Genomic DNA, 19,100 nt, shown 5'->3' with positions numbered 1-19,100 from the left:
TCGGGCTTGAAGTGTCAGTAAATCTTTAAGTGCATCTCGAGTAAATTCAACTGTTATGAGTTGTCCTGTGAAGTGGGCGTTAGCAATAACCCTTTTTAAGGCACCTTCGAGCTCTCGTACGTTAGATTGGATGTGTTTCGCTATAAAAAATGCTACCTCATGAGGTAAATGCATTTTTAATTGTTCAGCCTTTGTCATCAAAATAGCCACCCGAGTTTCTAATTCTGGTGCTTCGATGGCCACGGTTAATCCCCATCCAAACCGCGATTGTAGTCTTTCTTCTAACCCATTAATTTCTTTAGGATAACGGTCACAAGTTAATATGATTTGCTGCTGACCATCAAGCAGAGCATTAAAAGTATGGAAGAATTCTTCTTGGGATCGATCCTTCCCAGCAAAAAATTGAATATCGTCAATCAGTAATGCATTTACTGAACGATAAAAACGTTTAAAATCATTCATTACATTGTGTTGGAGGGCTTTGATCATATCGGCAACAAAGCGTTCTGAGTGTAGATAAAGAACTTTTATTTCAGCATTGTTTTTTAAAATTGCGTTGCCAACAGCATGCATTAAATGGGTTTTGCCTAAACCTACACCTCCATAAATAAATAACGGGTTATAGGCTTGACCTGGGTTTTCTGCTACTTGAGTAGCGGCTGCTCGGGCGAGCTGATTAGATTTACCTTCTACAAATGTTTTAAAAGTAAAATTACTATTGATATTAGTGTGTGAATGAATAACCGGAGTTTCAAGAATGCTTTTATGGATTGGGGTGTGAATCTTGTTTTTGGGCTCAGCTTCTGTGGAAGATTTACTTCCAATTTGTAGTTCTATTTTCAGAGGTGTTTCAGTTAATTCATCAAGAACCTCTCGAATTCGATTGATAAATCGCTCATTAATCCAATCCAGCACAAATCGATTAGGCGCTAGCAATAATAAACTGTTTTTTTTAGATTCTACAGCGTGTAAAGGTCGAATCCAAGTATTATATTGTTGTGGCGGAATTTCGTCACGCAAATAATTAAGACACTTGTCCCATAAAGATGTTTGCACGGACATAGGATATCTTTACAAATTGAATGTTAGAATTTTGTAAGGAATGTATTGTAACTTGGTGTTGAGAAGTTATCTATAGCCAAATGAATAAAGCAAGCTAATTAAAATTTTTTTTAGAATTTTTATTTTCGAAATGATGTATTGTACTAAAACGAAAGTTAAACCTAAAAACTTATACAATAAATATTATATTAATAAATATTGTATTATTGAAAAGGTAGATGAATAAGTTTCAATATTTAGTTTTATTGATGGTAAATTGATACGTTTTGATTTCTCAGGTTCATCTGGTATGGGTGGATGTAAAACCGTTACCTTAGATAAGAAGGGCTGAGTAATTTTTTTAAAGTAAAGAGTGTAGTTTTTGAAAGAGACGTGTATAAAAAAGATGAAGGTAGTATTGCCAATCCTCCGAGTCTTAAAGGTTAAGTTTTTGATATTTTGTATCTTTCTAGATAAGGATCTCTAGGAGATCTATTTTATGAAGCATAAATAGCAATAGGGATGTTATTACTAAAAAAGTTTTTAGGTATGAATAATATTCAATCTCATGTTCTTGATCTTGTTTATAACCTTGCAGATGAATAAAGGGGATTATTATGCTTGGATTTAAAAGATTTTTATAAATTACTCAATTTAGCGGGGGAAAGAATTCTGCTTGAAAAAAATTAAATACGAAAATATTTCTACTAGTTCAAATATTTCTACTAGTTCTATTAGTTCTATTAGTTATTTAGAATCTAGTGTATTAAGTTTCTACAAAGCGGAGAGAGGGTATCATTGTTTTATAGAACTAGCATTAAAATAAGAAGATTAAATGTAGATAGATTTTTTTGAAAAAGAAAGAATAAATATTCTGAATGTTACATCGATTCAATTATAATAATATCCAAATATCAGATATTAAACGATTTTTTGAACCCAAAGATCAGAAAGGTGTAAAAATAGCAGAGCATACTGTTAAAGAAAATTTAATTTACTAAGTGAAAAGACAATCACAGAATTAGCCGTGCGAAAAAGATTAATTAGTTTTTTCTTGGATAAATCAATGAAACCCTGGAAGTAGTTGAGAGACTAAAGATTCTGGTTCCTAGTTTCTGAGTAAAAACATTCACTCATTAAGCATGTTTTGTATTTATAGCGAGCTTCTTCTTTGATCATGGATTTATGACCTCAAAATTGATCGCGAATGAGTCTATAGAGGTATTTAAAATGAAATGAATGGGACTTAAAACAGGAGGGGAAAATCAAACAGTTTAATTCTTTCTCTGTCTAATGAAACCTGAGGAGTGAGGAATATAAAAGGTGAGTACCTCAAAGTGTTTTAGAAATTTTTTTAGAAATCTTTTTAAGGTACAGTCCATGGTAAGAATGTTGGATAGTCAACGTGGGTCGTTAAATTATTAGTGTTGTGTTTGCTTCTTTCTATCTTGGTCTGGGAACGGCTAAGAAATAGTAATTCTAAGACTGCCATACGAATAGCTACCCCATTTTTTACTTGTTCTAGAATGACTGATTGCTTTCCATCAGCTAGCTCGGAAGTTATTTCAATTTCTCGATTGATCGGACCTGGATGCATAAGAATTGCGTCAGGTTTCGCTAGTGCAAATTTTTCTGCTGATAAACCAAATAACTGACGGAAAGTATTTAAGTCTATAAGATTGCTATGACGTTCTTTTTGCAGACGAAGAGTAACAACCACATCAGTATTAATTAAGCTTTCTTCCAATGTAGAAAATTTTTTAATTCTTTGATTATTAAATATTTTTGGTAGTAATTGAGAAGGTCCCGTGATTCGAATTTCAGGAACTCCCATTATTAATAATCCATCCACTAAGGAGTTTGCTACTCGAGAATGATAAATATCACCGATAATAGTAACGCATAATTTTGTCCAATCGGGTTTATGTTGTTGGATTGTCATTAAATCAATGAGTCCTTGCGTAGGATGTTGATTATTTCCATCACCAGCATTAATAACGATACCCTGTTTTAAATGTTCTGCTAACATCCTGGGCTGATTATTTTTAGTATGACGAATAACAAAAAAATTCGTTCCCATAGCCTGTAAATTTTGAGCCATGTCTAAGAGTGATTCCCCTTTATCTAAAGCAGAGACTTTAAGATCAGGATTAAGAACGATAGCTCCTAATCTTTTTTCTGCAATTTCAAAAGAATTACGTGTACGGGTACTAGTTTCAAAAAATAAATTAGCAACTACTTGCCCTTGTAATGTGTTAAATACTAAATTTTCTTTGATATTATCAAGAAAGTTGTTCGCTCTTTGAAAAATTAAATCAATTGCATTACGGGTGAGCGATTGCATACCCAATAGATGATCAGGAAAATCTTTTTTAAGCATTCATTTTATTCGATTTACGTTTTCTTGTAACCACTGCTCCAATATGAGTTTGGAGGCATAACTATCAAATTCTTGAGGCATCTTAAATTTTTTTTGAAACTTATGTTCAAACCATAATAATCTTTTGGCTTCAAAAGTGGTGAGACGTTCATCTACAGTGTGTACTGGAAGGCCTGATTTTAATTGTAATTTATTTATAAATTTACGTGTAGCATGAGTAAGAAACTGCTCTGAGCCATCCATGTTATAAGGCATTCCAACGACAAGGAGATCGACCTTCCATATTTCAATAAGCTCTCTTACTTTTTCCCAATTTGGAATACCATGTTTAGCTTTTAAAATAGCGATGGGATTTGCGGATTGTGTTAATGTTTGACCTACTGCTACACCAATACGTTTGAGTCCAAAATCAAATCCTAATGCTGTAAAATGAAAAAAATTAACAGTGTCCATACCATCATATATTGTAGTACAAGATATAGTCACTTAAGCATGACCTACTTGATCAGAAAGCCGGTTGATATCAATACCCATCAGAGATGCTGCTTTTTGCCATCGCTGTTTTAAAGGCGTTTCAAACAAAATAATTCGATTATATGGTACAATAAGCCAATTATTACGAGAAATTTCTTCTTCTAACTGACCGGCTTCCCAACCAGAGTAACCTAATGCAACTATAAAATTATCAGGTCCTCTACTATTAGCAATATCTTCTAACTTCTCTTTAGAAGTAGATACAGAAAGTTGAACTTGTTGATTTTTAGAGTGTTTTTCATACAGAATAAAACCGTTTTCTTGGTTGATTGGTCCTCCCATTAAGACAGGTAGTTCTCCAATATCAGAAACTGTGAGTCTAATATTCAAATGTTCCAGCACATTACTCAAAGTTAGTTGTTGTAGAGGCTTGTTAATAATTATTCCTAGCGCTCCTTGATCGTTGTATTCGGAAATATAGACAACAGATTGAGTAAAATTAAAATCATTTAATTGGGGCATGGCCACTAAAAAATAATTCGATAAAAAATTTGTTTTTAACATACCTAAGCAAGTATGCAGTGATATTTCCTAAGCCGCAACTCCCTTTTCAATACATCAATAATTTGCCATAATGATTTTATTTGAGGATATTTGAGGAAAAGTATATGGAGCAAATCGTTTCACGAACTGTTTATACAGATCTTGCCATTGATGAACTCATTCAGCACGCCCTTAAAAAGGGTGAGGGTACATTAAGTGTGACAGGTGCTTTGGCTGTTAGAACCGGTAAACGGACAGGACGTTCTCCTCAAGATCGTTTTATTGTCAAAGATTCTGAAACAGAAGATCAAGTTCAATGGGGGGATGTTAATCAACCTATTGTTCAAGTTGTATTTGATCAGTTGTGGAATCGAGCAACTGCCTATATTTCTAAGCGCTCTATGTATGTGTCTCATTTGAAAGTAGGGGCGGATGAGAATTATTCTATTCCCGTCCAAGTAATTACTGAATTGGCCTGGCATAATTTATTTGCTTGTGAGCTATTTATTCGACCTGATAGGGATTATTTTAAAGGGAAACCTAAATGGATTCTTTTAAGTGTGCCCGGGTTAACAACAGATCCTAAACGGGATAAAGTAAATAGTGATGCTGCTGTCATAATTAATCTTTCACAACGTCGAGTTCTTTTGGTAGGTATGTCTTATGCGGGGGAGATGAAAAAGGCAATGTTTACTGTATTAAATTATCTCTTGCCACCTCAGGACGTTTTACCTATGCATTGTGCTGCAAATACTGGGAAGTCAGGTGATGTTGCCTTATTTTTTGGTTTATCAGGGACAGGAAAAACAACATTGTCTGCAGATCCTAATAGATTTTTGATTGGTGACGATGAACATGGGTGGAGCCGTACAGGAGTTTTTAATTTTGAAGGGGGGTGTTACGCTAAATGTATAGATTTATCTTTAGAACGCGAGCCCATAATCTGGGAATCTATTCGTTATGGAGCCATTATGGAAAATGTAGTTTTGCAAGCGGATGGTCAACCTGCTTATAATGATGCTAGCTTAACCCAAAATACCCGTGCTGCTTATCCTAGAGAACATATTCTCTTTCGTGTTAAAGAAAATCGTGGAAGACCCCCAGATGCAGTCATTTTTTTAACATGTGATCTATATGGTGTATTACCTCCTGTTTCTTTGCTCACAAAAGCACAAGCAGCGTATTATTTTTTAAGTGGTTATACCGCTTTAGTAGGCAGCACGGAAGTGGGAAGTGTCAAAGGTATCGTACCTACTTTTAGTAGTTGTTTTGGAGCTCCATTTTTCCCTCGTCCTCCAGTAGTATATGCAAAATTGCTGATGAAGCGAATTGAAGAAACACAATGTCAAGTTTATCTCGTTAATACGGGATGGATGGGTGGTGCTTATGGCGAAGGAGGTGTGCGGTTTAGGATTCCTATCACCCGCTCTATTATTGATGCCATATTAACTCGGAAATTAATAAATCAACCTACAGAAAATTTGAAAGGATTTAATTTAGCAATTCCTCAATCAGTTCCTGGTGTAGAAGATAAAGTCTTAAATCCTCGTAAAGCTTGGTCCGATCTTAAAGCGTACGATATTAAAGCCTTTAGCTTGATAGAAAAATTTCAAGAAAACTTTGTAAAGTTTCAAGTAACAGAAGCTATTCGAGAAGCGGGACCGATCATTGAATAATTGCTTTTAAATTTGGTATTCAAAATGTCCATAAGCACAAATATTAAGAATATTAATCAGAAAATTCGTGAAGCAGAAAAAAAATATGACCGGAAACCTCATTCCATTATTTTATTAGCTGTTAGTAAATCACAAAATATCAATCAATTGAAAGCAGCAATTACTGGGGGACAAGTACGATTTGGGGAGAATTATCTCCAGGAAGCCCTTAATAAAATGGTTGCTTTACAGAATCCTCATTTAGAATGGCATTTTATTGGAGCTATACAAGTTAACAAAACACGTCTTATCGCTACTCATTTTAACTGGGTACACAGTATTTCACGATTAAAAATTGCAGAGCAGTTAAACCAATATCGAACTGCGAAAAAATCTCCTTTAAACATTTGTATTCAGATTAATATCAGTGAAGAGAAAAATAAAAGCGGAATTAGTCTTCCTGATTTACCTAGATTCGTTGCTGTAATAAATCAATTTAAGAGGTTGAGATTACGTGGATTAATGACAATTCCAGCTGTTAAAAAAGATTTTAATTCACAAAAACATGATTTTGAAAAAATAAAGAATGCTCAACAAAAATTAATAGAAAAAGGTTTTTTATTGGATACGTTATCGATGGGGATGACCCATGATTTTCAGGCAGCTATCGCGGCGGGAAGTACTATGGTACGAATCGGGACTGGTATTTTTGGTCCGCGAGAAGATCAAAGTATAATTTAGTTTTTGGAAAAGAACAACTATATGGGAGATTAACGTATGAAGATAGCTAATATTACTTTGATTGGTGGTGGTAATATGGCGTGTAATATTGTGGTTGGCCTACTTGCTCATGGATATCCTCCTAATCGTATTTGTGTCACGAACCCTAATTCCGATAAGATATTATTTTTTAAAGAAAAATATAAAGTTCGGACGACTCATAATAATCAAGAAGGCACAACAAACGCTAATGTTGTCATGTTAGCTGTGAAACCTAATCAGGTTAAAAAAGTATGTGAAGAATTAAAAGAGATCGTTAAAACGTTTCATCCTCTTATTATCTCTGTAGCTGTTGGTGTCTCGATTAAGTTACTTCAGCAATGGCTGCAAACTAAGCTAGCCATTGTAAGAGCCATGCCGAATACTCCTGTTTCTGTGAGAGCGGGTGTAACAGCTTTATTTGCTAATGATAAGGTGACTAAGGATCAAAAAAAAATGGCAGAAGCTATTTTTCACGCTGTTGGGATTGTGGTTTGGTTATCTTTGGAAAAGCAAATTGATGCGGTAGCTGCTCTTTCTGGTTCTGGTCCGGCTTATATTTTTTTCGTAATGGAAGCTTTACAGGAAGCAGGAAAAATTTTAGGACTTCCAAAAAAAACAATACAATTACTGACGACTCAAACGGTATTGGGTGCTGCGAGGATGTCTTTGGAGGAAAAGAAAGATATAGTTGAATTACGTCGATTGGTTACATCACCAGGTGGCATAACAGAACAAGCAATTAAAGTATTAAAATTAGGTAATTTACCCTCATTATTTACTAATGTATTAAAAGCAGCTGTTCAGCGTGCTAAAGAATTATCCGTGGAAGTAGAGCAGTCGATTTAAAAAACAAAATAGATTCTTTGGGTTTAATCCAGGAATCAAGCAGATCTCCATAAATATTATAGATAGTGAACTTATCAGAAAATTTTCTACAGGTATTTAAGAAGACTACTAGCTTTTGAGCTTTAATAAATTCGCAATAGATAAATCATACTACTTTACTATTTTATATTTTACTATTTTATTTAAAATTTTATTCTTAATATTTTATTCCTTCATTTTATATTCTAGTAAAGAAATATAGAGGATAAAAGGGGGAAATAGTTTCGAAAAATTTATTAAAATTATGAAATCAAGGGTCATGCTTGGAATAATGTTTTATGAGTATGTGATTATAAAGAAGTTAAGAATCTAGTTAGTCTATCGTTAAGGAGAATGTATGATGCATAGTATTTGGAGTAGCTTCATTTAGTATTATTGAAGAATCTTTAGCAATACTTCATAGTTTATTCTTCACTGTTTATTTGAGGAATGCAAAAAAAAATTAGAAAAGCAATTAACAATAGTACATCCTTAATTCTTAAGGAGCTGAAGTTAGAAAATCAATAGACACTAAGAAAAATAAAATCAATTAATTTAGTTTTAGTATAGCTCTATAAATGTTTTAGAAAGATGTTTTAGAAAGAACTGAGATCATTTTATTATGAACGCGGAACACTAAGTTTCCTTCCATTCATCTAGAAAACGTTTATGTCGAATAATAATTCTATTTAAAACTGTATTGCAATCGTTCTGCAATTATGGGAATCAATTTTACCTGATCCGCTTTCAGTTTTTTTACGATAGAATATTTTAAAAAAATATGAAAAGTTTTTTTTATATCTAAAGAAACTCCTCTCTTTTAGAGAGAGTTATCAACTGTGATGCATGCCAATTCTACCTATCTAGAATTATAGAAGACTATTTTTTAAAAAAATTCATCCTTGATGAAAGAGGAGATAGCTGATAAAATCTCTTAAAAGGAGTAGAGAAATAGTTTATAAGAGAAATAGTTTATAGTAGATACTAGATCTATATAATGTTTTCTTTATGATATGTTAGGTCGTGGTTAGAAAAACTCATTGTAGTGCGATTCTAAGATGAAGAATGTTTTCGCAAGTAAACATTTGATGAGATCTAATCCTATTGAACTTTTATTCTATAGAGCGCGAGTCTCTATACTCAATTGATTCACAGGTAGATAAGAAGTTTTTAGTTGAATTGCTCAATCTCGACAGGTAGACTCACTGTTAGTAGCTTATCCTTTCGAGTTAAAGAGCTAAATCTTTTGGATGCTCTATTAGTTGGAAATAGTTAACTTCTTATTATTAAGAAAATCTGATAGACGTCTTTTGTTACTTAAAAAAAACTGAAAATAGTTTTTCGTGAGGAGTCTCAATAAGAAAAAAGATTGAAGTCATTAACATAGAAACTCTCAGAGAGATGATCATTTAGATATATAAAAAATATTCAAACGCTTACTAAAGATATGATTGTATTTAGAAATACTGGTATATTTTTAATAAGGCTTATTTTTGATTTTTATCTTATTAGCCTCATGATTCGTTTACTCATGCATCAAACAGCTGCTAATTATGATAATCCAATTTTACAATTGGTAATTCGCAGAACTAATATTTTTGTTCGCCATTTGCAGACTATTCTTCCTACTCTGAAAGAATTGGATTTCACTCTCGTGCTACTTCTAATAGTTTTTGAGATTATCCAGACTTTTCTTATATTTGAGTTACGGTTTCAGGTAATGCCTCATTGGCGAGGATTATTCTTGATAGCAATTGGCTCGTTGGGTAACAAATTTATTAATTTATATTTTTACGCTATAATTATCCGAGTCATCATGAGTTGGTTACCTTCTTTACAGCGTAGTTCGGTTGCAGAAATAATATTTTTAATTACAAAGCCTTTAATGCGTGCGGAACGTATACTTCTTCCGATAGGGGTAGGATTTGATTTTTTATATCTGTTTTTGTTGGTGTTATTTCAATTAATTTCAATCATTGTTTTTAATCCTATAATAGCAGTAGGAACGCGGTGGGCATTATAGGCAATAATTATTGCGCCAGAACTTAAATTTTATTAGGATGTTTGCAATTGGAGAGGAAAATTTATGAGTAAATATGTACATTCTACGTCAGATAATAATTTTGAAAAAGATGTACTTAAAGCAAACCAACCGGTATTGGTAGATTTCTGGGCTGAATGGTGTCAACCTTGTAAAATGATTACTCTGATCGTAGAGGAAATAGCCCAACAATATTTGAGTCATCTTAAAGTATTCAAGATGAATGTCGATGATAATATAGAGACCCCCGCTAAATATGGAATAAGAGGAATACCTAGTCTTTTGATCTTTCATGAAGGAAATGTTATTGCTACTAAGGTAGGTGCATTGAGTAAATCACAGTTAGCTGCCTTTGTGGACGAAAACTTGCATTCTTTATGATAAACCACTAGAATCCTTAATAATTCACGGTGTCCTACCGTGATATATTATCCCATCGCTTTTAGGTTTATTTCTAACTATGAATACCAATAGGGATACACCTTTGCAAGAGGATGCTTGCCTGTAATAATGGGCAAGTTTTAACTAAATCGATTGCTCTAAACAACCAAGAGGTTTGATCATAACTTATGAACTTAACTGAGCTTAAACAGAAATCAGTTCCAGAGTTAATGGAAATTGCCCAAGAAATGAATTTGGAATATGTTTCACGCTCCCGAAAGCAAGATATTATTTTTTCAGTTTTAAAATCCCATGCTAAAAAGGGGGAAGACATTTTTGGCGATGGAGTTTTGGAAATTCTTCAAGATGGTTTTGGATTTTTACGTTCTGCTGATAGTTCTTATTTAGCCGGTCCTGACGATATTTATGTGTCTCCAAGTCAAATTCGAAGGTTTAATTTACGTACTGGGGATACCATTTCAGGTAAAATTCGTCCTCCCAAAGAGGGGGAACGCTACTTTGCCTTATTACAAGTTAATGCAATTAATTTAGAAAAACCAGAAGCTTCTAAAGGAAAAATTCTTTTTGAAAATCTAACAGCACTTTTCCCAAATGAACAAATCCAAATGGAAATTGGAAATGGTACTACGGAAGATATTACCGCTCGAATTATTGATTTAGTAGCACCTATTGGAAAAGGCCAACGAGGTTTAATCGTATCACCGCCCAAGGCCGGTAAAACGATAATGCTACAAAATATTGCTCATTCTATTACCAGTGATCATCCCGAGTGTGTACTCATTGTATTGTTAATTGACGAGAGACCGGAAGAAGTCACGGAAATGGATCGTTCTGTCAAAGGAGAAGTAGTCGCTAGCACCTTTGACGAGCCTGCCGTCCGTCACGTCCAAGTAGCAGAAATGGTTATTGAAAAAGCAAAGCGACTCGTGGAGCATAAAAAAGATGTAGTAATTTTGTTGGATTCTATGACTCGATTAGCACGAGCTTACAACACTGTAATTCCCGCTTCAGGGAAAGTTTTAACTGGAGGTGTGGATGCAAATGCACTTCAACGTCCTAAACGATTCTTTGGAGCTGCACGTAACATTGAAGAAGGTGGTAGTTTGACTATTATTGCAACTACTTTAATAGAGACTGGGTCTAAAATGGATGATGTAATTTATGAGGAATTTAAAGGTACGGGTAATATGGAAATTCATTTAGATCGTCGCATTGCTGAAAAACGAATATTCCCCGCTATTAATATCAATCGGTCAGGTACGCGGCGTGAAGAATTGATGATGAAGCAGGATATTTTACAAAAAGTTTGGATTCTTCGTAAGATTTTACAGCCTATGGACGAAATGGCAGCAAGCGAATTTTTAATTGATCGCTTAAAGCTAACAAAAACAAATAATGATTTTTTTGATTCAATGAAGGGCTAAAACATCTCTTTTAGCATACTTTTTTTCTAGCTTTGTTCTAGGGGGGTTTCAGGGTAGTAGTTCATAAAAGTAAAGTAAGTAATAATTGTATAATTTGCAGTTAAGAGCTTTATTGAGGATGTTTTGCCAGTTATTTATTTTCGTTTGATGTTTTTGTGGTGAGATGATGTAAAAAAATTTTACCTCCCAGTTTCTAAAACGATCTTAACTATAGGAGTATGGGTATATCTACTAATAATGAAGAAAAGAGATAACAGAAAGTAAATTATTTAATTGAGTGAAAAAATAAAATTCTCTAGATTTCTCAGCTCTCTTAAGAACTAGTCTACTTATTGTCCGGTCTCAATACAATACTACCCCTAACTTCTACTACTTTTGATATTTTATACAAAATATCGTCCATCGTACTAAGTATTGTTATATCGCTTATATTTCTTTAATTTAGAATAGCACTAGAAAATACTAGAGTAATTAAAAAGAAAGTTCTCTAAAGAGTAACAAGCATATTTTTAGTATCATCACGACATTTTTTTCAAAAATAAGAATTATTTTTAAAAGAGTCTTAAACAAAATACTTTAATTTATAAAGTAATCTACCCTATAGTTTAAAACTATGCAGAAAAAAGGATTGTTTTTCTACTGATTACTAGAGCGGTTGTAGTCTGATCTGAAAGGTTGATTTTAATTTCTCTTCGGTTTCAAGAAAGTATCTAATTTTTTTGGCTAAGCTGTAAAAAATACAAATCATAAATTATAAATATTAATTATCCCAAATGGTACTTCTGTAAAGTTTAGTATTTTTCAATGGGAGGGGGAGAGGGGAGTGGCAGTTAGTTCAGTTAATTTAAACAATTAATTAAATTTTTACACTTTAACCTCTAAAAGGTATTGTTTAAATAAAAAAATTATCTAAGCCAATTTTAATGTCTAAAATTTCTGTTTGCTACGTCAGTTTGTACGACATTACTTTTGATATAAATATTAATCATTTGGTTTCTTAATTGAGCATTACTTTTTTTATTCGCTTACTAACATAAGATCGACCACTGTTCAAAAGCTTAGTACGTTTAGTGATGAATAATTATGGATTAGAAAAAATCATTGAGAAGAAGTTCCCCCATATCAATAGAGAGGTTCTAGAAATCTAATTTTTTAACGAAATGGTCAAACTGTGTTTAGGTATGCATAATAAATGAAGATAATGATCATTATTTTTCCTGATTTTATAATAATGTGAAGTGAAGATTGTTGAGTTAATAACTTCCGAAGTTTTGGAATTGGACTCTTAATAATTACTTGAGGATCACAGTTTGAATAACAAAATTAATTTATGAAAGATAATAATATTTTGTGGAATTGACAATCTGGGCTCTATGATTTTTCATTAAAAAAATTGCCCATCATTGTATTATAGTTCCTAAGGAACGAAATGTTTTTCGATGGTTTATTCTTGGTCTACAGGGATGTTAAAAAAGTGAGCGTAGAAAATTAACCGTTTATGGTTATCAAAAAATTATTAGGTTATGGGTGTCCTTTGATGGACAAAAAGAGAAGATTATTTTAAACCTTTTTCTATTATTTTTTGGTATTATTTATTCAAAAATATTGTGAATTTAATCAATTTTTAAAATATGTATTTTAATACAACAGTAAGGGGGTAGGAAGGATTCGTAAGTATGTATTTATAATATTTTAAGTATAAAATACTATCAAGAAATTTTATAATTTCTATAGGAAATTCCCAGCCAACACACGAAAAAATAACTATACTGAAACATCGTAATAAATTTCCTAATAATTTCTAGATATTTTTAAAAGCTAATGCTTTTCGATAACAATCTAGAGCAGTATTTTTTATAGCCTTGTTCCTCGTAAATTCTTCCTAATTCTTGGTAATCGGCTGATGTAGGTACTAATTTAATGCTGTTTTGAAGATAAATACGAGCTTTATTTAAGAATTTTTTTCGGAGGCTTAATCTTCTTAAGCAAAGGAATAATTCTGACTTCTTTGGGTATTTTTAAGTCATAATTCAGCTATGGGTAATTGTTTAAATGTTTTAATAGGGCGGGCTAAACCATAAGTCGTAACTAGAGATGAATTCCATGGTTTTTTTTTGGAGTATGTGTTCAATTAAGAGAACAACACCCCTATCTGCTTCACTAAGAGTTATTAAATAGCGTGTATAAAGTTCAATTAAAGCAATGTTTTGTTGAAAATAATAAGGCAACCACTTTCACAGGACCTAATGAAGGGTTGTTTATTTTTTGGGAATCTTCATCGAGTAAATTAATATAAGTTTCTTGTTCTAAAGCGGCTAAACTTTCAAAAGATTCTAGTGTAAATTTTTGTAAAGTCGGAAATAAAAGGCGTAAATTTTATCAATCTTGAAGTTTTAAATAGAGTTGTGTTAGTAATTTCAATATGTATTTATGATGAGACTTTTTTGATCTAGATCCTGTAAAGTACTGAGCACCTGTTTCCACTGGTGGTTAATAAATTTTTAATTGTGCTTGAGTAAGACAATACTAGTAGCCTCCTGACTCGTTATATGAGCTAAGCGTAGATAATGATCTCGACGTTCATAAGCTTGTTGGAGATTGGCAGCATGAGCTACGGCTAAATAATTCATCATAGGATGTTGAATTATCTTGCCTGATTTAGTCAAAGTTTTTTCAGCGTAATGCAAGCGTCCTTCGGCAAGCTGACACAACCCTATATTACTTACTGAGATAACCTCAACGTCAATAAAAACATATTTTCTCTCATCGTTGTATATTTTTTGAAAGATGAGTAATGAAACTGAGTAGGCAAAGTATCAGATAAAAAAGAAGTAAGAGAACAATCAAGGAAATAAAATCTATCCACAAGGTTGTCTCAATACTCCAATGACAATAAATGATTAATATGTAGTCGGTTTCTTGAGGCATTTGTAGTCCTAGCTAAAGTGATAATAAAGTAAAAAGAAAGAATAAAATTAAAATTTCATATTTTTTTATTTGAAATGAGATCATTAACGAGTACCCGTAAGGATTGTAAAGAGGGAAGTGTAGGTTCGTTCAGTATCAACAGCAGCTAAGACTTTTATTTTCTTAGTAAGGGCATCTGTTTCACTTGGATTAGAATTATACTGATCCGAGTATTGAATGGCGATATTTAAACTTTTTCGATAGAACAAAGAATTGTAATTGATTAGAGCCCATTGTGCTTGATTGAATTGTAATTGAATATTTTGTGTTAAAAACAGAATTTTTCTGAGGTTTCAAGAAAGGTGAAATAGGTTGATCGATGCGGCTCCGAATGAGAAAGAGTTTCTTTAAACCACTCAGATGATATTTAGCTCTCTCCTACCAATTTTTTCTTCTAGGGTAAGTGAGTGAGTGGTGGTATGGATTCAGTTTTTTCCGGTGTGGTTTCAGAGAATTCTTGAGAGAGAAGAGGTGATAAATTACCTACGTCGATTTTTAATTGATCTAATTCCTCAGAAAGCTTTGTGACTTCAATAGACGTATTCTCAGAAAGAGTGCTAATATCTTGATCTATTGTTTTTTTAATGGAATTAGGTTCTCTTAGAAGGAGAGTTTTAATTGTTGTCGTACCATTTTCAGTCATTGAAGAGCAATGGCAAAATATTTTTCACCCATAAAATAAATATTGGCTAAACGAATGCAGTAAGTCACTTCATCAATGTTTTGTTGAGTAATAGCCTCAATGAATTTTTTGAAAATTGAGCAATGTTTTCTTGGTTAGCGTTAAGAGTTTCTTGTATTCGTGCTTGCGATTTTTAAAAATTAGTTTTTAGTTCAGCTAGTTTACATGTACATTGATGAGTTTTGAGGTGGCGCCAGATAGCGATACTTGATCCAATACTCCCCGCCCAAGGCTACAATAAGCGAAACTATAAAGCAAAAGTCCAGTGTTGTTCCATGTGGAGGGTACAGTTTTGGCTTTTTAGGTAACTCGTTTGAAGTAGATGTCTGAGTCATTGCTTCTCCTTATTGAACAAGTAATTTGAATTACCTTAATTATTTAAAATTAAGTTATCTTTTTTACAACGCTTTGATAATAACTTTTTTCGTAGTATTTTTCATGATTATTGGGTAATTCAAATCATAATAAATGTTAATATTACACATCTGATTGCTGATGTGCTGATGATAGAGTAAAGGATTTTTTTATAGCTTTTTTAGTTGTGAAAAAATAAACTCTTCTTAAGTTTCGGAAATTTTCTACATTCGTAGATACCATACTATAATAGATTTCGTAGTTAAGAGTTTTAATGATTTGGGTAACTACTCAAAGGTTTTCTGTTAGTAACAAACAATTAGAAAGGTTTTTGCTTCAGGATCTCTTAATTTTTTCTTTAAAAAAACTGTAGAGTATTTTACAATTAAAAAATTATAATGTTTTTGTAAATGTCTTGTATTCTTTTATTTAGAATAGATAATTTTAATAGTCCTTTAGTACTATTTTTTTCAAAAATGTATTTATGGAAATTCTTTATTTGATGCAATGCATTAAATATTCCTTCTCTCATAGCTATTATATTTTGATTGTCTGGAAAAATTAAATTTAGATAATATCTTTGCAGGGTTGGTGCTTGTAAATCAAATACAATTGGTGTGGAAAAAGATTTCCTGGATTATTTTAGATTGTCTATCTAGATTGTTTGAGATAATCTACTTTTATCCGCTTTATAATCAGCGTAAAAAATCAAATACATATCCACTGATATTTCTCAATGTTATTTTTTAGTTTATTTGAGCTCCAGGAGAAATAAAGACTTTGAGTTTTTTAAAATACTGATAGTCTTATTTTTTAGTTAATTATTGTGCATAAAGCTCTATTTTCCATGCTGCATAAGCGGGTGTTTCGTAAGGATGGATACGTATTAATTCTTCAATTACAGAATGTAAATTTTGATCTTCACAAATCATCTCTACCAAATATTCTTTGACAATTTCAATCTGGTTTTGGCTACCTACATAGGGATGACTGCCTTTCAAAGGACGATATTGTCCCACTCCAAAGGTTTGCCATGCACAGCAATCATAATCGCCAACTTTACCAGCTCCTTTTGCAAATAAAGAATTTTTAACCTTCTCTAAATGTTTTTCAGGAACGTAGAAAGTGAGCTTATACATGGTAAATTTCTTATAAATAAAGTATATGTATTTTGTTTTTTATTATATAATTTTTATTATATAATAATCTATAATTAGATAGATGGGATTGAAATCATAATTATAATCTTAGTGATCTAGAATTTTGTAAAGCTTGTAGTAGAAATTTTCCATTGCTTGGAAAGCCATTTGTCCTGATGCTGATTTTGCCTCTTCTAGAGAGGAGAAGGTTAAATACCCGCCTAATAACGGGGCCAATAATCGGGTTATTTTTCCCTGATCACCCATCCCCAGAACAATCATATTTTCGTTCTCTTGTTTATTGATTAGTAATTGAAATAAAGTTTTAACATCAGTTTGAGTATTTATCATCACTGCAAATTTTAGAACATCAGGTTTAAAATGAGACATATGTCTTGCGATACTGTCAAGTTCTTTGAAATCCGGGGTTTTTTTAAAATTATGATAAGAGAGAATAAATTTAGCTTTTTTATTTTGAATAGTAATTTTATTTGCAAGATAAAAATCAATATCTAGATAATTAAATCCAAGATTATTTCCCACTTGTAAAATTTTATTTTGCTCTTCCAGAGTACCATCAAATTTTCCGCCATCTCTTTTAGAACGGCAGCATAGGATAGATTTTTTATTAGTGTGTGTCGCAATAACATCTAACATTTCTGGGCTGATATTTTGAATAAAGTCCACACGAAGTTCTATAAAATTAGTTAGATTTTGAGCTTTTTTGAGTTGTAATAAAAACGATTCAAGAGTGAGACCTATTACTGAAATACAGATCTTTAAGTTATTCAACATTTTATTTTAATTCTTCTAATTTTATATTTTAATTGTGCTTTTAATTGTGCGAATATTGATAATCCTTGTGGTAATCCCTATTCAAAGAGTTCTTGACAAGCCTGAACGTTAAGAGTTTGTGTTTATTAGGGTGGTTTTCCCTTTATAACCAACAAAAATATAAAAAAATCAAACAATTCTTCGTCTCTCCTATTATAACCAAGGAAGAGAAATCTTTTTTATTCAAGATTTTCTACCTTTGTATCATAGGGGGTCAAAGAAAGCGCAGGCGATTTTGTAAATTAACATCATGTGCTGTGTCAGGATACATTGCTGTTGTTTTTTTGATCGGAAAGAATTTAAATTAGTTATGGAGCTAATTATCTTTCTAACGAAACTCTATACTAATAACTCCTAAAATAATATCTTATTATAAATTTCTGAATATCAAAATACAAGATACTTATTAATATAATTTTTTAGATGCAATCGTTTTGAATCCTGTTATTGCTAAAATGATGGTGTTGTAACCTCCTTGCTCTAGTTTTTCTCGCAACGTATTTACATTATGAGTTTCTCCGTATATTTTCAATTTGCTGTTTATAGATGAGATTTTGTTTAATTAAAAAGCTTGTTATGGGTGCCTTTATTTCCTGAGGATAGCTTGCAGTAATATATATCAATCAGTTAAAGAATGAATATTGATTTTTCTAGCTCACTAAAAGATCTTAGGAGATTTTCATTATAGAGGGACAGAAAAACTGTAATCTCATTAAGATTAATTTATTTGATACTGATAAGTCTTTTATATCGCTTTCACAATACGTTTTTTCGTCAAGCAACAAAGCGTATTTTTGTGTGATTAGTCTTGAACGAAAAAACTTTCCTGTATGCCATATTGAGAGATCCTTAATAACCTTGATTAAGTAGTCGTCTTCTTGTGTAATCGGCCAGATAATAGTGAAATAAATCTGAGGATGATTTTTTGAAATTGTTATTTTAGAATTTTTACTGTTGTCATAATGCCTATGAACTTTTCCAGCTGATCATGGTGATTTGTTTTCTACGGATCATATCAATAGATTGCACGACCTAGTTCATCTAACAATAAATCTTTGCGTTTCCAAAGTAAATTTAGCCATTTTTGAAAATAACGACGAAAATTGCGATTTTCATAATAATCACCGATAAGATCAGAAGGTAAAGGTAATAATTCATAATGCACAGTGATCGTAGAATAATCACCCTGAAAATATTTCCAGAAGGTAAGTGGTTGGGAATAATGAATTGTTACATTTAAAATTCCACTTAATTCCTTCTGTAATTCTTTGATAACAATTGCAATTCCCCCTGATTTTGGTTTTAACAAATGTATATAAGGAGAAGATTGGCTTTTCTGCTGAGCAATCGTAAAACGAGTACCTTCTACAAAATTAATTATTGTAGTTGGAAATTCTTTAAATTTTTCACATGCCTTTTTTGTAGTTTGAATATCTTGTCCTTTCAATTTTGGTTTTTTGCGAATTGCCTGAGGGGAATGTCGTCGCACGAAAGGATAATTCAAAGACCAGCAACTTAGGCCAAGTATAGGCAACCTC

15 protein-coding genes and 1 pseudogene are annotated in these 19,100 nt (G+C 32.2%); 6 read left to right on the top strand and 10 right to left on the bottom strand.

Features of this window, described 5'->3' with window-relative positions:
- From dnaA to CLERM_RS00380, 4 genes and pseudogenes are all read right to left on the bottom strand, one after another.
- A partial coding sequence (dnaA, locus tag CLERM_RS00395) for a chromosomal replication initiator protein DnaA (RefSeq protein WP_102156651.1) occupies positions 1 to 1,062 on the bottom strand: 1,062 nt, incomplete at its 3' end.
- Between the two features lie 1,444 nt (positions 1,063 to 2,506).
- A pseudogene (locus tag CLERM_RS00390) lies at positions 2,507 to 3,421 on the bottom strand (aspartate carbamoyltransferase catalytic subunit); the annotation flags it as partial.
- Positions 3,422 to 3,874, bottom strand: a complete 453-nt coding sequence (ruvX, locus tag CLERM_RS00385; RefSeq protein WP_102156653.1) for a Holliday junction resolvase RuvX — start codon at positions 3,872 to 3,874, stop codon at positions 3,422 to 3,424.
- A gap of 33 nt (positions 3,875 to 3,907) precedes the next feature.
- A complete protein-coding gene (locus CLERM_RS00380) occupies positions 3,908 to 4,459 on the bottom strand; it encodes a YqgE/AlgH family protein (protein ID WP_102156649.1) in 552 nt (183 codons plus the stop codon).
- 104 nt (positions 4,460 to 4,563) lie between these two features.
- On the opposite strand from CLERM_RS00380, the gene CLERM_RS00375 reads away from it, so the two are divergent.
- From CLERM_RS00375 to rho, 6 genes are all read left to right on the top strand, one after another.
- Positions 4,564 to 6,114, top strand: a complete 1,551-nt coding sequence (locus tag CLERM_RS00375; RefSeq protein WP_102156648.1) for a phosphoenolpyruvate carboxykinase — start codon at positions 4,564 to 4,566, stop codon at positions 6,112 to 6,114.
- A gap of 24 nt (positions 6,115 to 6,138) precedes the next feature.
- The gene (locus CLERM_RS00370) at positions 6,139 to 6,834 is read left to right on the top strand and encodes a YggS family pyridoxal phosphate-dependent enzyme (protein ID WP_102156652.1); all 696 of its coding nucleotides are present in this window, start codon (positions 6,139 to 6,141) and stop codon (positions 6,832 to 6,834) included.
- A 36-nt stretch (positions 6,835 to 6,870) separates the two neighbouring features.
- Entirely contained in the window at positions 6,871 to 7,701 is an 831-nt protein-coding gene (proC, locus tag CLERM_RS00365) for a pyrroline-5-carboxylate reductase (RefSeq protein ID WP_102156647.1), read from the top strand.
- 1,465 nt (positions 7,702 to 9,166) lie between these two features.
- On the top strand, positions 9,167 to 9,742 hold the full coding sequence (locus tag CLERM_RS00360; protein ID WP_102156646.1) for a YggT family protein: 576 nt from the start codon (positions 9,167 to 9,169) through the stop codon (positions 9,740 to 9,742).
- A gap of 63 nt (positions 9,743 to 9,805) precedes the next feature.
- Complete coding sequence (gene trxA, locus CLERM_RS00355; protein WP_102156645.1) at positions 9,806 to 10,141, top strand: thioredoxin TrxA; 336 nt, start codon at positions 9,806 to 9,808, stop codon at positions 10,139 to 10,141.
- A 188-nt stretch (positions 10,142 to 10,329) separates the two neighbouring features.
- On the top strand, positions 10,330 to 11,586 hold the full coding sequence (gene rho, locus CLERM_RS00350) for a transcription termination factor Rho (RefSeq protein ID WP_102156644.1): 1,257 nt from the start codon (positions 10,330 to 10,332) through the stop codon (positions 11,584 to 11,586).
- 2,501 nt (positions 11,587 to 14,087) lie between these two features.
- On the opposite strand, the gene CLERM_RS00345 is transcribed toward rho, so the two are convergent.
- From CLERM_RS00345 to CLERM_RS00325, 6 genes are all read right to left on the bottom strand, one after another.
- Entirely contained in the window at positions 14,088 to 14,297 is a 210-nt protein-coding gene (locus CLERM_RS00345) for a hypothetical protein (RefSeq protein ID WP_102156612.1), read from the bottom strand.
- A 52-nt stretch (positions 14,298 to 14,349) separates the two neighbouring features.
- The gene (locus CLERM_RS04165; RefSeq protein ID WP_145996282.1) at positions 14,350 to 14,514 is read right to left on the bottom strand and encodes a heme biosynthesis HemY N-terminal domain-containing protein; all 165 of its coding nucleotides are present in this window, start codon (positions 14,512 to 14,514) and stop codon (positions 14,350 to 14,352) included.
- Between the two features lie 433 nt (positions 14,515 to 14,947).
- Positions 14,948 to 15,196, bottom strand: a complete 249-nt coding sequence (locus CLERM_RS00340) for a hypothetical protein (RefSeq protein WP_102156611.1) — start codon at positions 15,194 to 15,196, stop codon at positions 14,948 to 14,950.
- Positions 15,197 to 16,410: 1,214 nt separating this feature from the next.
- Complete coding sequence (locus CLERM_RS00335) at positions 16,411 to 16,728, bottom strand: YqfO family protein (protein ID WP_102156643.1); 318 nt, start codon at positions 16,726 to 16,728, stop codon at positions 16,411 to 16,413.
- A gap of 108 nt (positions 16,729 to 16,836) precedes the next feature.
- Positions 16,837 to 17,523, bottom strand: coding sequence for a type I 3-dehydroquinate dehydratase (gene aroD / locus CLERM_RS00330; protein WP_102156642.1), 687 nt, complete (start codon positions 17,521 to 17,523; stop codon positions 16,837 to 16,839).
- 1,054 nt (positions 17,524 to 18,577) lie between these two features.
- Positions 18,578 to 19,100, bottom strand: a 523-nt coding sequence (locus tag CLERM_RS00325; RefSeq protein ID WP_241538077.1) for an acetyltransferase, incomplete at its 5' end; no start/stop codon positions are given.

It is taken from the genome of Coxiella-like endosymbiont, assembly GCF_002871095.1.
GTDB lineage: Bacteria > Pseudomonadota > Gammaproteobacteria > Coxiellales > Coxiellaceae > Coxiella.
Note: the sequence above shows the minus strand (reverse complement) of the source record. Positions and strands in the feature narration are given on the sequence as shown.